This window comes from Nocardia sp. NPDC005998, from assembly GCF_040614395.1.
Lineage (GTDB): Bacteria > Actinomycetota > Actinomycetes > Mycobacteriales > Mycobacteriaceae > Nocardia.
Window position 1 is genome coordinate 9528 of the sequence record NZ_JBEXUI010000058.1, and the last position, 16668, is coordinate 26195.

1 protein-coding gene is annotated in these 16668 nt (G+C 68.4%); it reads left to right on the top strand.

The features are described 5' to 3' along the window. Window positions 1–3 precede the first annotated feature (3 nt). Window positions 4–16662, top strand: coding sequence for an SDR family NAD(P)-dependent oxidoreductase (locus ABZ293_RS39475; protein WP_355189393.1), 16659 nt, complete (start codon window positions 4–6; stop codon window positions 16660–16662). Window positions 16663–16668 lie beyond the last annotated feature (6 nt).

The following is a 16668-nucleotide window of genomic DNA, read 5'->3' on the forward strand; positions in this document are numbered from 1 at the left end:
CCAATGTTCGAATCTTCCCAAGAGATCGCCATTGTCGGAATGGCGTGCCGGATGCCGGGCGCTGCCGATATCGAGCAGTTCTGGCGGTTGCTGCGCGACGGCCGTGACGCTGTCGGCTCCGCTCCGGCGGACCGGCCCGGTATCGAGGAGACGGCCGGTTTCCTGCCTACCGCAACGGAATTCGATGCCGACTTCTTCGGTGTGCCGCCCAATGAGGCACGTTCGATCGATCCGCAGCAGTTGCTCGGGCTCGAGTTGAGCTGGGAGGCGTTGGAGGACGCGGCTTATCGTGACCGTGCTGGTGCGCGGGCGGGTGTCTTTCTGGGCAGCGCGGGCACCGATTTCGCCGAAATGCTTGCCGCACAGGGGAAAGCGGGTATCGGCAGGCATTCGCTGTGGGCCGTCGGGCGAGGCGTCGCCGCCAATCGCATCTCCAATTACTACGGCTTCACCGGTCCGAGCCTGGTGGTCGACAGCGGGCAGTCGTCATCGCTGGTCGCTGTGCATCTCGCGTGCGAATCGCTGCGCACCGGTGCGTGCGAGGTGGCGCTCGCGGGTGGACTGAATCTCATCCTCTCGCCATTGAGCGGTGAGCGCTACGAACAGTTCGGCGCGCATTCACCGTCGGGTAAGTGTCATACCTTTGACGAGACTGCCGATGGCACGGTGCGCGGTGAGGGCGGTGGCATCGTCGTGCTCAAAACACTGGCGCGGGCCATCGCCGACGGGGACCGGATCTACGCGGTGATCCGCGGCAGTGCGGTCAACAACGGCAATGAGCGCCAAGTGTTGAGCGCGCCGAGCGTCGCGGCGCAGACGGCGGTCATCCGGGCCGCGCTCGCGGCGGCTGCGGTGGAGCCGGCGTCGGTGAGCTACGTCGAGTTGCACGGCACCGGTACGCCCGCCGGCGATCCGGTGGAGGCGGCCGCGCTCGGCGAGACCTATGGTGGCGGCCGGCGCGCGGGTGAGTCGCTCGCGGTCGGTTCGGTGAAGACCAATATCGGGCATCTCGAAGCTGCGGCGGGTATCGCCGGGCTCATCAAGACCGCGCTGTCGCTGTGGCATCGAGAGTTGGTGCCCAGCCTGAACTTTCGCCGAGCGAATCCGCGTATTCCGCTGGACGCGTTGGGCCTGCGGGTACAGACCGTCGCGCAGGACTGGCCGGTCGCGCCCGAACCGGGCAGTGCGTCGAATACCGCACCGAGCGAGGGCGCGGCTTCAGCCGATGCGGCAATGCGCCGCGCCGCCGTGTCGTCGTTCGGCATGGGTGGAACGAACGCGCACGTGATTCTGGAAGAAGCGCCCGTCGTGGCCGCCGATGCGGACGTGGACGGCTCGATTCCCGTGACGTGGCTGTTGTCCGGCCGAAGCCCGGAGGCACTGCGCGACCAGGCTTCTCGGTTGCAGGAGTGGTTGAGCATCCATCCCGAAGCCGGTGCCGCGGAGGTGGCGTACTCGCTGGCCACTGCTCGCACACCGTTGGAGTGGCGGGGCGCTGTGGTCGGGCACGACGTAACAACGTTGGCCGGCGGCTTGTCGGCGCTGATCGATCCGACCCCGACATCGGCCGAGGCCGAGCCCTACGCGGTGACCGCTCGTAGCGCATCCCGCCGGGTCGTCTTCGTCTTTCCTGGGCAGGGGAGTCAATGGGTGGGGATGGGCGCGGAGTTGTTATCCGCTGGTGGGGTGTTCGCGGAGTCCATCGCGGACTGTGAGTCGGCGCTCGCGCCGTGGGTGGACTGGTCGTTGACCGAGGTGTTGCGCGGGACGCCGGGAGCCGCGTCGCTGGATCGCGTCGACGTGGTGCAGCCGGTGCTGTTCGCGATGCTGGTGTCGCTGGCGCGGATGTGGCGTGCGGCCGGCGTGGAACCCGCTGCGGTGGTGGGTCATTCGCAGGGCGAGATTGCGGCGGCGGTAGTGGCGGGCGGACTGTCGCTGGCCGACGGCGCGCGGGTCGTCGCGGTACGGTCGCGGGCGGTCGCCGACGTGCTGGCGGGATCGGGCGGCATGGCGTCGGTCGGTGCCACCGCGGAAGCCGTCGCGCACCGCTTGGCCGAGTTCGGCGATCGATTGTCGATCGCCGCGGTGAATGCACCGGGGCAGACGGTCGTATCGGGCGAGTCGGCCGCGTTGGACGATTTTCTCGCCGCATGCGCGGCCGACGGGCTGTGGGCCAAGCGGATTCCGGTCGATTACGCGTCGCATTCGGCGGCGGTCGAGCGCATTCGGGACCGAGTGCTGGCCGAGTTGGCGCCAATCGAGCCGAAAACCGGTTCCATTCCGTTCTTTTCGACGGTAACCGCGCGATTCGAGGACACAGCCGGGCTGGATGCCGGGTACTGGTATCGGGGACTGCGGGAACCGGTGCGTTTCGCCGAGGCCATCGAGGCGCTGCTGCGCTCGGAGATGAACGCCTTCGTCGAGACGAGCCCGCATCCGGTGGTCGCCACTGCGGTCGAGTTGACCGCTGATTCGATCGGCATGGCCGATCAGGTGGTCGCCATCGGGACCCTGCGGCGTGGCAACGGCGGTCCGGCACAGTTCGCGGCCGCACTGGCCCGCGCCCACTGCGTGGGCATCGACGTGGCATCGGAGCTGTTGGCTCCGAAGGCTTCTCGGGTCGAGCTGCCAACATACGCGTTCCAGCGCAGGCAGTGCTGGACGCCGCTGGCCGGGACAGGTATGGGACCGGGCGATGTGAGCCGGGCCGGACTGATCACCGCCGACCACCCGGTGATCGGCGCCGCGGTCCCGATGGCCGACGGTGACGATTGGCTGTTCACCGGTCGCCTCGCGCCCGACACCCAACGCTGGCTGGCCGACCACGTCGTCTTCGGGACACCGACGGTGCCCGCGAGCGTTTGGCTCGACGTCGCAATGAGCGTCGGCGCGCGTGTCGGCGCCGGTGCGGTACCAGAACTGCGGCTCGCCACGCCGCTGACATCGCCGGTAGCGGCGTGGCATGTTCAGGTGCGCGTGGCGGCCCCCGACGATCGAGGACGGCGGAGCTTCACGATCTATGCCCGACCCGACAGCCCGGCGTTTCCTACCGATCGTCCGTCGGACGGCGCGGCCTCCGAAGGCGGCCGCGAATGGCGGCAGTTCGCGACAGGTGTGCTTGCCCCGCAGCCGGAACCGGCGCATCCTGCGGTGGATGCCGAATGGCCGCCGACGGCAACCGAATCCGTCGCCGTCGATGAACTCTACGACCGGTTGGCCGAGCGTGGCGCGGATTACGGTGTCGCGTTCCAGGGGGTGACGGCGGCTTGGCGGCGTGGCCATGACGTGTTCGCCGAGGTATCGCTCGACGAGTCCGTTCGTGATCGCGGCGCCCGTTACGGCGTGCACCCGGCACTGCTGGACGCGATGCTGCACACCGCCGCCGACCAGCTCAGCGATGTGGCCGCACTTCGCATGCCGTTATCTTGCAACGATATTCGACTGCACCGCGCGAGCGCCGAAGCGATACGGGTCCGCGTCGACCAGGTGGGCGCGGACAGCGTCCGGGTCATGGCGGTGGCCGAGGACGGCGCGCCGGTCCTGACCATCGAGCGACTGGTGCTGACGTCGGTCGAACCGCCGGCGTCTGCCGTCGCGGATGCGCCGCCGCGCGGCGCTTCTCCGGCACGCAGGCGGCACGCGATCGTGTCGGGCCCACTGGCGTCGCGGCTGCTCGCCGCGCCCGAATATCAACGGGACGCACTGGTTTTCGCGGTCGTGGCCGAACAGGCCGCGGCGGTGCTCGGCCATGATTCGTCCGAGGCCGTGCATCCGGACCTGCCGTTCACCGCCATCGGATTCGATTCGCTGAGCGGCCAGCAACTGCGCCATCAACTGGTTCGCGCCACCGGCGTCGAGCTGCCGATGACGTTGATCTTCGACTATCCGACACCGACCGCGGTGGCCCGGCTCGTCCGCTCGCGGCTCGAAGGCGTCGACCTCCATGCGCGGCGGGTCACCCGCCGCACCCGCTCCGACGAGCCGATCGCGATCGTCGGCATCGGCTGCCGCTTTCCGGGTGGCGTCGGATCGCTCGACGACCTGTGGGAGCTCGTCGCGGCGGAACGGGATGTGATCACCCCCTTCCCCTCCGACCGTGGCTGGGATCTGGAGCGGCTGTTCGATCCAGATCCGAGCAAGCCTGGCACCGTCTACACCCGCGAAGGAGGATTCCTGGCCGAACCGGGCGCCTTCGACGCGGGATTCTTCGGCATCGGACCGCGTGAGGCGGCCGCGATGGATCCACAGCAGCGGTTGATGCTGGAGGTGTCCTGGGAGGCCCTCGAGGATGCCGGTATCGACCCAATCTCGCTGCGCGGCACCGATACCGGGGTGTTCGTCGGCGCGAGCTCATCCGGTTACTCCCGTGGCGTGACCGGCGAGTACGAGGGCTTCCGCCTGACCGGGACCGCGCAGAGCGTGATATCCGGCCGTGTCGCATACCTTTTCGGTTTGGAGGGTCCCGCGGTCACGGTCGATACCGCGTGTTCGTCGTCGCTGGTCGCCTTGCATCTGGCCTGTCAGGCGCTGCGCCAGGGCGAGGCATCCCTGGTGCTCGCGGGCGGGGTGAGTATCGGTGCGAGCCCGACCCTGTATGTCGACTTCGCCCGTCAACGGGGGCTCGCGGCCGATGGCCGGTGCAAGCCTTTCGCCGCCGCGGCGGACGGTGTGACCTGGTCGGAGGGTGTGGGCGTGCTGGTCGTCGAGCGCCTTGCCGACGCCCGGCGCCTCGGTCACGACGTCTTGGCCGTGGTGCGTGGCAGTGCGATCAATCAGGACGGTGCGAGCAATGGTCTGACCGCGCCGAACGGTCCTTCCCAGGAGCGGGTGATCGCGGCGGCGCTGGCCGACGCGGGGCTGAAGCCCGCGGATGTGGACGCGGTGGAGGCGCACGGCACCGGAACGACATTGGGCGATCCGATCGAAGCGCAGGCGCTGATCTCGGCGTACGGATCCGATCGTGAGCAGCCGTTGCGGATCGGCTCCTTGAAGTCGAATATCGGCCACGCGGTCGCGGCCGCGGGCATCGGCGGCGTGATCAAGATGGTCGCGGCGCTGCGGCACGAGTCGCTGCCCAGAACACTGCATGTCGACGCGCCGACCCCGCACGTGGATTGGTCGGCGGGTTCGGTTCGGCTATTGACGGAGTCGGAGCCATGGGCCGCCGGTGATCGGGTGCGTCGTGCGGGTGTCTCCTCGTTCGGGATGAGCGGCACCAACGCGCACCTGATCCTGGAGGAGGCGCCGCCGTCGATCCGCCCGGAAACAACGGTGGCAGAGCCTGATTCGGGTGCGAACGGTGCACGCCCGCTGTCCTGGACCTTGTCGGGCGCGAGCCCGGAGGCGGTGCGCGCACAGGCCGCCCGACTCGGTGAATGGCTGGCCGCGCACCCGGAATCGGCGGCGGACGTGGCGTATTCGTTGCTGCGTCACCGCGCGCAGTTGGAGTGGCGTGGCGCGGTGGTCGGACGGGATTCGGCCGAGCTGCTGGCCGGGCTCGCCACCGTGGCCGAGTCGGCGGAACTGCCCGCCAAGGGCGTCGAGGACGTGGTCCTCGGTCGCGCGGTCGCGCGCCGTGTCGCATTCGTATTCCCTGGTCAAGGCAGCCAATGGCCCGGAATGGCCGCCGAATTACTGGCTTCTGACCAGGTTTTCGCCGACGCGACCGCCGAATGCGAGGCGGCGCTGGCACCGTTCGTGGATTGGTCGCTGACTGCGGTGCTGCGCGGCGAGCCGGGTGCGGCATCGCTGGACCGGGTAGACGTGGTGCAGCCCGTGCTGTTCGCGGTGATGGTGTCACTGGCGCGGGTATGGCGCGCCAATGGCGTGGAACCCGCCGTGGTGATCGGGCATTCGCAGGGTGAGATCGCGGCCGCAGTGGTCGCGGGCGGACTGTCGCTGGCCGATGGCGCGCGCGTGGTCGCCCTTCGCTCCCTGGTCGTCGCCGAGGAACTCGCCGGCGCCGGCGGTATGGCGTCAGTGGGCGCGGCCGTCGAGTCGGTCGAGCAGCGGTTGACCGGCTTCGGTGATCGGCTGTGCGTCGCCGCGGTGAACGGACCGGGTCTGACCGTGGTGTCGGGGGAGTCCTCGGCGGTGGACGAGTTCCTGGCTGGTTGTGCGGCCGACGGCGTCTGGGCGAAACGGATTCCGGTGGACTACGCATCGCATTCGCATGCGGTGGAGTCGATCCGGGACCGAGTGCTGAGCGAGCTGGAAAGCGTTGCCCCCCAGCGCGGTTCGGTACCGTTCTACTCAACCGTATTCGCGGACTATGTCGATACCGAGACGCTGGACGCCGGATATTGGTATCGCGGACTGCGGGAACGGGTGCGCTTCGCCGAGTCGGTGGAGGCGCTGCAGCGCGCGGGCGTGAACGCTTTCCTCGAGATCAGCCCGCACCCGGTGCTGACAATGGGTGTCGAGTTGACGGCGGGTTCGATCGGGATGGCCGATCGAGTGGCCGTTCTCGGCACACTGAAGCGCGAGCACGGGGGCGCGCGACAGCTTGTCACCGCGCTGGCGCAGGCGCACTGCGCCGGCGTCGATGTGGCGCCGCGGGCATTGGCTCCGGTCGCCACGCGAGTGCCGCTGCCGACGTATACCTTTGCGCACCAGCGTTATTGGCTGCGGCCGGTCGGCGGCACGGAGGAGCGGCGCCCGGGCCTCGACGATGCGGGACATCCGCTGTTGGGCGCGATGGTGCGGTTGCCGGATTCCCTGGTGTTCACCGGCCGGTTGTCGCAGGCCGGACACCCATGGCTGGCCGATCACGCCGTCGCCGGGGTGGCCTTGCTGCCCGGTGCCGCGCTCGTGGAGCTGGCCCTGCACGTGGGATCGGTAGTGGACTGCTCCCGGGTAGCCGAGCTGATGATCGAGGCGCCGCTTGCGGTGCCGGCCACCGATGCGGTGGAACTGCGGGTGGTCGCGAGCGATCCGGATGCGTCCGGATCGCGCACGGTGTCGGTGTACACGAGTTCGATCGACGACGACTCCGAGCACAATGGCGATGCGCCACAGTGGGTTCGCCATGCCGTCGCGACGATCACCACCGATTCGGCGACGACGGCCGTCGAGCCGAGTCCGATCGGTTGGCCGCCGGTGGGGGCGACCGAGATCCCGATCTCTGACGCGTATGCGGAGCTGGCGGAATCGGGCTATGACTACGGCCCGGTGTTCCAGGGTTTGACCGCGCTGTGGCGGGGTGACGGCGAGGTATTCGCGGAAGTGCTGTTGCCGGAGCCCGCGCGTTCGGAGGTCGCTGGGTTCGGTGTGCATCCGGCGCTGCTCGATGCCGCACTGCACGCGATCCTGCTCGGCGGCTTCGTACCTGCGACGCCGGTCGGCCAGGTGGCCGTCCCGTTCCTGTGGGAGGACGTCACGCTGTACGCGACGGGTGCGACGACGGCGCGAGTGTGCGTATCCGCCACCGGGGGTGAGCGTATCGCGGTGACCCTCACCGACAGTTCGGGAACCGTTGTGGCTCAGGTGGGTTCGCTGACGATGCGTCCGATGGCCACCACGGCGCTCGGTGTGGTGCAGCAGCGGACCGACAGCGCCGGCTACGACCTCGATTGGATCGCGCTGGCTCCAGCAGTCGATGATCCCGCCGCATCGGCGGCCTGGAGTCGGACCGACGACGCGGAGACCGTCACGATCGCGGGACGGGTCGCCACGGTGGTGCGGCTCGACGGACACGCCGCCGACATGGACTTCGACGGCGATCTCCCGATGGCAGTGCGGGATTCGCTGACGGAGCTGATGACGCGAGTGCAGCGGCGGCTGACCGGCGACGGCGCGGTCGTCGTCGTATCGCGGCAGGCCGTGGCGGTGCATCCCGGTGAGCCGGTAGACCTGCCCGCGGCGGCGGCTTGGGGGTTGCTGCGCTCCGCACAGAGCGAGCACCCGGACCGCATCTTCCTGGTCGATATCGACGATTGGTCGGAGTATCGCCGCAGTGCGGCGATGGTTCTGACGACCGAGAGCGAGCCGCAGCTGGCCGTCCGGCGTGGGACGGCGCACACACCGCGACTGCACCGCCGCGCGGACAATCTCCACGGCGCCACCGCAGTGCGTACCAGCGCGGCATGGTCGCTCACCCTGCTCGACAAGGGGACGTTGACCAGTGACAACTTCAGCCTGATCGACAACGTGGGCGCGCCCGGCGACCGACTCGAATCAGGGCAGGTCCGGGTGAGTATGCGGGCGGTCGGCCTCAATTTCCGCGATGTGCTGATCGCGCTGGGCACCTATCCCGATGCGGATGCCCGGATCGGGAGTGAAGGCGCCGGAATCGTGCTCGAGGTGGCACCCGATGTGACCGAATTCGGGCCGGGGGACCGGGTTTTCGGGTTCATCACCGGCATCGGCTCGGTCGCGGTGGTCGATCGTCGATTGCTCGCGCGGATGCCGAGCGGCTGGTCCTTCGCTCAAGCCGCCGCTGTCCCGGTGGTGTATGCGACGGCTTATTACGGTTTGGTCGATCTGGGGGCTGCGCAGCCTGGTGAGACTCTGCTGTTGCACGCGGCCACCGGTGGTGTGGGTATGGCTGCGGTGCAGTTGGCTCGGCATCTGGGTTTGCGGTTGTTGGTCACCGCGAGTGAGCCGAAGTGGGATGTGCTGCGGGAGTTGGGTTTTGCCGATGATGAGATCGGTGATTCGCGGTCGTTGGGTTTCGAGGGAAAGTTCCTCGAGGTGACCGGGGGCCGTGGTGTGGATATCGTGCTCGACTCGCTGGCGGGTGAGTTCGTGGACGCGTCATTGCGGTTGCTGCCGCGGGGTGGTCGGTTCATCGAGATGGGGATGCTCGACCGGCGTGACCATGACGTGGTGGCAGCCGAACACCCGGGGGTCGATTACCGCAACTTCATGCTGTTGGAGGTGGATCCGGCTCGGCTGCAAGCGATTCTGGCCACCCTCGTCGGACTGTTCGACTCCGGTGCGTTGACGCCCTTCGCGACCACCGCGTGGGATGTGCGGCGCACACCGGAGGCGTTCCGGCATATCAGCCAGGCCCGGCATATCGGCAAGAACGTGCTCACCGTGCCGACGCCGCTGCTTGCCGACGGTACCGTCCTGATCACCGGCGGCACCGGCGGACTCGGCGCGTTGGCCGCACGGCATCTGGTCACCGAGTACGGTGTGCGCCGCCTGGTGCTGGCGGGCCGGCGTGGCCTCGACACACCCGGCGCGGCCGAGCTAGGTGAACAACTCGGCGCGCTCGGCGCGCACGTCGATATCGTCGCCTGCGATGTGGCCGACCGTGCTGCACTGGACGCGGTCTTGGCCGCGATTCCGGCGGAGCATCCGTTGACGGGTGTCATCCATGCCGCGGGTGTGCTGGCCGATGGCATGTTCGAGACGATGACGGGTGAGCGTCTCGCGGAAGTATTGCGGCCCAAGGTCGATGCGGCGTGGCATCTGCACGAGGCGACCAAGGACCTCGATCTGTCGCTGTTCGTGCTCTATTCGTCCATCGCGGGCATCATCGGCAATCCGGGGCAGGCGAATTACGCCGCCGCCAATGTCTTCCTCGACGCATTGGCGCAATACCGTCAGGTCAGCGGCCTGCCCGCCACCTCGGTGGCCTGGGGGCCGTGGCCGCAGCGTACGGGGATGACCGGTGTCCTCGACGCGGAGGACTTCGCCCGGCTGCGGCGCGAGGGTTTCCCACCGCTGGACGACCGGGAAGGAATAGCGCTGTTCGACGCGGCGCTGACCGTCGGCAAGGCCGGATTCGTCGCCGCCAGGATCGACCGGACCGCACTGGCCGACGCACGTCCCGGTGGCCTGCGCCCGGTACTGCGCGGTGTGGCGCGGCCGACGCGGCGTCGCGTGGACAACCGGGTACACGAGGATTCGGGCCTGGCTGTGCAGTTGCTCGGCCGCTCGGTCGCCGAACAGGACCGCATCATCCTCGAAATCATTCGTACCCAGGCCGCGGCCGTCCTCGGGCACGACGGAGCGGATTCGATCCCGATGGACAAGCCGTTCCGTGATATCGGCTTCGATTCGCTCGGCGTCATGGAATTCCGTAACCGGCTGGCCAAGGCCACCGGACTGACATTGCCCTCGACCCTGGTGTTCGACCATCCGACCGTGACGGCGGTGGCGAAACTGGTGCGCTCACAGGTCGCACCGACACCGGTGGTCGAGCCCGTTGCGGCGGCTTCGCGTCGGGTGCGAGCCGACGATCCGATCGCCATCGTCGGTATGAGTTGCCGATTCCCCGGCGGTGTCGAATCCCCGGACGAACTCTGGGAATTGCTCGCCACCGGAACCGACGCCATCGGCGAATTCCCCACCGATCGTGGCTGGGATCTGGAGCGGCTCTTCGACGCGGACCCGGACAAGCCGGGCACCATCTACACCCGCAACGGTGGATTCCTCGACAAGGCAGGGGATTTCGATGCCGGATTCTTCGGTATCGGCCCGCGTGAAGCCACTGCGATGGATCCGCAGCAGCGGCTGCTGCTCGAGGCGTCCTGGGCGGCGCTGGAGAACGCGGGTATCGACCCGACGTCGCTGCGCGGCAGCGACACCGGAGTATTCGCGGGCGCGTCCAATTCGGGGTACGTGGACCAGGTGACCGGCGAGCTGGAAGGTTTCCGGCTCACCGGCACCACGCAGAGTGTGATCTCCGGCCGAGTGGCCTATGTCCTCGGTCTCGAAGGGCCCGCCGTCACCGTGGATACCGCATGCTCCTCGTCCTTGGTCTCGCTGCACCTGGCCTGCCAGGCGCTGCGCCAGGGGGAGAGCTCGCTGGTGCTGGCCGGTGGTGTGACGGTCTCGGCCAGTCCGTATCTCTACGTCGATTTCTCCCGCCAACGTGGACTTTCGGCCGATGGACGGTGCAAGTCGTTCGCCGCCGCGGCGGACGGCGTCGCCTTCTCCGAGGGGGTCGGCGTGCTGGTGCTCGAACGGCTCTCCGACGCCGAGCGACTCGGACACAATGTCCTCGCCCTCGTCCGTGGCAGCGCGGTCAATCAGGACGGTGCGAGCAATGGCCTGACCGCCCCCAACGGTCCTTCGCAGGAGCGGGTGATCGCGGCGGCGTTGGCCAATGCCGGCTTGCGGCCCGCTGATGTCGACGCGGTGGAGGCGCACGGCACCGGAACGACCCTGGGCGATCCGATCGAGGCGCACGCCCTGATCGCCGCCTACGGGCGCGACCGTGCGGGCGAACCGTTGCGCATCGGCTCGATCAAATCGAATATCGGGCACACCATCGCCGCAGCCGGCGTCGGCGGCGTGATCAAGATGGTGCAGGCGCTGCGCCACGAAACACTGCCCAAGACATTGCATATCGATGCGCCGAGCCCGCACGTGGCCTGGTCGGCGGAGGCGGTCGAGTTGTTGACCGAGGCGCGACCATGGCCGTCCGGTGGCCGCGTGCGCCGCGCCGGGGTGTCGTCGTTCGGCATCAGCGGTACCAACGCACACGCCATCCTGGAGGAAGCACCCGCCCGCCCCGCCCCGGCGGCACCGGCCGAGCGTCCCCGCAGCGATGCCGCCATCCCGTGGCTGGTGTCGGCGAGGTCGGAAGCTGGCCTGCGGGCCCAGGCGGATCGCTTGCGCCAGTGGCTGATTCGCCATCCCGACCTGGACGCGTGGGATGTCGCGCACACGTTGCTGACCTCCCGTGCTCGGCTCGATCGGCGCGCGGCCGTCGTCGGCCGGGACCGGACCGAACTGCTGGCCGGTCTGGCCGAGCTGTCCGTGGGTGCGCCCGGCACCATCGAGGCGAATGCGAATACAGGTATGTCGGCGTTCCTGTTCACCGGACAGGGCGCGCAGCGAGCCGGAATGGGCGCGCAGTTGTACGCCGCCTTCGACGTGTTCGCCGCGGCCTTCGACGAGGTGTGCGCGCAGATCGATCCGCTGCTGGGTCGATCGCTGAAGGAGCTGGTGTTCGGCGAGAACGATGCGACGGCAGACGCTCCCCGCGGTGGCTCGTCGAGCGATGACGCGAACGGCCGGGGTCTGCTGGATCGGACGGAGTTCACCCAGCCCGCCCTGTTCGCCTTCGAGGTGGCGTTGTTCCGGCTGGTCGAGTCGTTCGGCGTCGAACCGGACATGGTGATCGGACATTCGATCGGAGAGTTGGCGGCCGCGTACGCGGCGGGGGTGTGGTCGTTGCCGGACGCGTGCACCCTGGTGGTGGCGCGTGGACGGTTGATGGGCGCACTGCCGGCGGGCGGGGCCATGCTGGCCGTGGCATTGCCGGCGGATCGAGCGGCACAGGTGCTCGCCGAATTCTCGGAACGGGTGTCGATGGCCGCCGTGAACGGTCCGTCGTCGGTGGTCTTGTCGGGTACGACGGAAGCGATCGAGGCGATCGCGGAAAGACTGGCGGTCGACGGTGTGCGGACCTCGCGGCTGCGGGTCAGCCACGCGTTCCATTCGGCGCTGATGGAGCCGATGCTCGATGAATTCCGCACGGTCGCACAGGGGTTGACCTACCGCCGCCCGAACATCCCCATGCTGTCGAATGTTTCGGGTCTGGTGGCCGAGGCCGAAGTGACCGATCCGGAGTACTGGGTCGAACAGGTGCGCGGTTGTGTGCGATTCGCACCAGGGATCGAGACGCTGGCACGGGCCGGTGTGCGGCGGTTCCTGGAAATCGGCCCGGATGCCGTGCTGGCTGCGATGACTCGCGAGTGCCTTGCCGAGACTCCGGACCTCGAGGCCGAGTCGATGGTGATCGCGACCGCGCGCCGCTCGACCGACGAGCCGATCCAATTCGTCTCCGCGCTGGCGCAGGCCGCGGTCACCGGAATGGCGGTGGACTGGACGCCGCTGTTCGTGGGCCGCTCCGCGGCCCGGGTGGACCTGCCGACGTACGCGTTTCAGCACCAGCGGTATTGGTTGCGCCCGACCAGCGGGCACGATATCCGGCAATCCGGTCTCGATGATGCGGACCATCCGCTGCTGAGCGCGATGGTGCGACTGCCGGATTCGCCGGACGCGGTATTCACGGGCACGTTGTCACAAGCGGATCAGCCCTGGCTGGGCGACCACATTATCGGCGGTGTCGCATTGCTCCCCGGCGCCGCCCTGGTGGACCTGGCGCTGCATGTGGGTTCGATGGTCGACTGCCCGTACGTGGGGGAGCTGGTGCTCGAGGCCCCGCTGCCGGTGCCGTCCGTGGGCGCTGTCGAGCTGCGGGTCGTGGCGAGCGGACCGGATGAGACCGGTGCCGCCACGGTGTCGGTGTACTCCCGTCCCCGCATTGCTGCTGCGACACAGGAGCATTCGGCACAGTGGGTGCGCCACGCCGTCGGGACGGTCACCGCCCGATCGGATGCGCCGACACTCGGCTCGGATCAAACGAGTTGGCCGCCGGCCGGTGCGACGGCCATCACGCTCGCGGACGCGTATGCGGGACTGGCGGAATCGGGCTATGAGTACGGACCGGTGTTCCGCGGCCTGACCGCGCTGTGGCGAAGCGACGGCGAGCTCTTCGCGGAGGTCGAGCTGCCCGAGCCCGCCCGCTCGGAGACCGCGGGATTCGGGGTGCATCCGGCGCTGTTGGACGCCGCGCTGCACGCGATCCTGCTCGGCGGCTCGGCTCCCGCGCGACCGAATGCGGTTGTCGTCCCGTTCTCGTGGGAGAACGTCGCGTTGTACGCGACCGGGGCGACATCGCTTCGGGTCCGTGTGACGCAACAGGATGCCGCCGACGGTGACGAGCGGATTGCCGTGACCCTCACCGATACCGCGGGCATGGTGGTGGCCGAAGTCGGCGCGCTGACCTTGCGGCCGGTGTCGGTCGAGGCTCTCGGCGCTGCGCCGCGCCACAGCGAGGGGCTCGGTTACGGCGTCGACTGGATCGCGCTGCCCACATCAGCGTCCGATCTGCCGACCGGCGTGTGGAGCGCTACCGATGACGGGGAAACCGTCGCGATCGCCGGACGGATTGCCACGGTGGTGCGGCTCGACGCCGAACCCGACGGACATCCCGCGGACCCGGTCGTCGCCGATCTCCCTACGGCAGTACGAGATTCGGTGACGGCACTGACGCAGCGAGTGCAACGACTGCTGACTGCGGACGGGCCCATTGTCGTCGTCACGCGGCATGCGGTCGCGGTGCATCCCGGCGAGGTCGTGGACTTGCTCGCCGCGGCGGCCTGGGGTCTGCTGAGCTCCGCACAGAGTGAGCATCCGGACCGGATCTTCGTCATCGATGTCGACGACTGGTCGGACTATCGACGGTGTGCGGAAATGGTTTTGACGGCCGAAGGCGAAGCACAGCTCGCTGTGCGCCGTGGAGCAGCCCACACACCGCGTCTGAGCCGGATCGGTTCGGATGTCGTCGAGGTGGCCACAGCACAGCATGCTGGGGCGCTCGGCGACAACTCGGTGTCCGCCGACAGGTCGACCTGGGCACTGGCCTTGCTCGGCAAGGGAACTTTGTCGGCGGACAACTTCCGCCTGGCCGAGGATGCGAGCGCGTCCGAACCGCTTGCGGCCGGGCAGGTCCGGGTGAGTATGCGGGCGGTCGGCGTCAATTTCCGCGATGTGCTGATCGCGTTGGGCACCTATCCCGATGCCGATGCCCGGATCGGTAGTGAAGGCGCCGGAATCGTGCTCGAGGTGGCACCTGATGTGACCGAATTCGGGCCGGGGGATCGGGTTTTCGGGTTCATTCCTGGTCTCGGTTCGACGGTGGTGGCCGATCGCCGATTGCTCGCGCGGATGCCGAGCGGCTGGTCCTTCGCCCGAGCGGCGGCCGTGCCCGCGGTGTATGCGACGGCTTATTTCGGTTTGGTCGATCTGGCTGCTGCGCAGCCTGGTGAGACTCTGCTGTTGCACGCGGCCACCGGTGGTGTGGGTATGGCTGCGGTGCAGTTGGCTCGGCATCTGGGTTTGCGGTTGTTGGTCACCGCGAGTGAACCGAAGTGGGATGTGCTGCGGGAGTTGGGTTTTGCCGATGATGAGATCGGTGATTCGCGGTCGTTGGATTTCGAGGGAAAGTTCCTCGAGGTGACCGGGGGCCGTGGTGTGGATATCGTGCTCGACTCGTTGGCGGGTGAGTTCGTGGACGCGTCGTTGCGGTTGTTGCCGCGGGGTGGTCGGTTCATCGAGATGGGGATGCTCGACCGGCGTGACCATGACGTGGTGGCAGCCGAACACCTGGGCGTGGACTACCGCAGCTTCGTACTGCTCGACGCGGATCCGGAACGACTTCAGCAGATCCTGCGCGCACTGGTCGAACTGTTCGACGCCGGGACGCTGGCTCCCTCCCACACCACCGCATGGGACCTGCGGCAGTTGCCCGAGGCGTTCCGGCATGTCAGCCAGGCCCGGCATATCGGCAAGAACGTACTGACCGTGCCGACGCCGCTGCTTGCCGAGGGCACCGTCCTGATCACCGGCGGCACCGGCGGATTGGGTGCCGTGGTCGCACGACACCTGATCACCGCGCACGGGGTGCGTCGGGTGCTGTTGGCAAGCAGGCGCGGACCGGACACACCCGGTGCGGCCGAGCTACGTGAAGAACTCGGCACGTTCGGCGCGCACGTCGATATCGTCGCCTGCGATGTGGCCGATCGCACCGCGCTGGACAGGATGCTGGCACAGATCCCGCCGCAGCATCCACTGACGGGTGTCATCCACACCGCCGGTGTGCTCGCCGACGGCTTGTTCGCGACCATGACATCCGAGCAGATCGCGAACGTGCTGCGCCCGAAGGTCGATGCGGCGTGGCATCTGCACGAGGCGACCAAGGACCTCGATCTGTCGCTGTTCGTGCTCTATTCGTCCATCGCGGGCGTCATCGGTAATCCGGGGCAGGCGAATTACGCCGCCGCCAATGTCTTCCTCGATGCATTGGCGCAATACCGTCAGGTCAGCGGCCTGCCCGCCACCTCGGTGGCTTGGGGGCCCTGGCGGCAGAACACGGGGATGACCAGCGCCTTCGGTGCGGCCGACTTCGCTCGGCTGCGGCGCGAGGGCTTCGCACCCCTGGACAACGAGGATGGGATGGCGCTGTTCGACGCGGCACTGGCGGGTGGTAAATCCGCGTTCGTGGCCGCACGGGTCGATCGGACCGCGCTGGCCGAGGCCGGTCCCGATGAGCTGCGCGCGGTGATGCGCGGTTTGGCGCGGCCCGGTCGGCGGCGGGCAGCCGCCGGTGCCGCGCGGGATTCGTCGGACCTGGCGTCGCAACTGCTCGGCCGCTCGACGGCCGAGCAGGAAACCATCGTGCTCGACGTGATCCGCACGCAGGCCGCCGCCGTTCTCGGTCACGAGGACATGGAGACGATCGCACCGAATAAACCATTCACCGATATCGGATTCGATTCGCTCGGCGTCATGGAGTTCCGCAACCGGCTGAAAACCACTGCCGGCGTGCAGTTGTCCCCGACCGCGATGTACGACCACCCGACACCGGTGGCGCTGGCCGACTTCCTCCGGCAGGAGATCGCGCTGGTCGAGGACCCGGCCGAGCGGATCGCGGCCGACATCGACACCCTGGCGCGCAGTTGCGCCGCCGCCGATCTGTCGACCGCCGACCGTTCGGTTATCGCCAGCAAGCTGATGGCGATGTGGCGACGGCTGAAGGGCAAGGATACCGACGAGATCGAGCAGCACGCGGATGCCGAGAGCCTCGAAACCGTCGACGACAGTGAACTTTTCGCATTTATCGACCACCTCAGCTGAACTGGC

Coding starts and splice junctions, on each gene's coding strand:
- ABZ293_RS39475 (WP_355189393.1), top strand. CDS start 4: ATGTTCGAATCTTCCCAAGAGATCGCCATTGTCGGAATGGCGTGCCGG.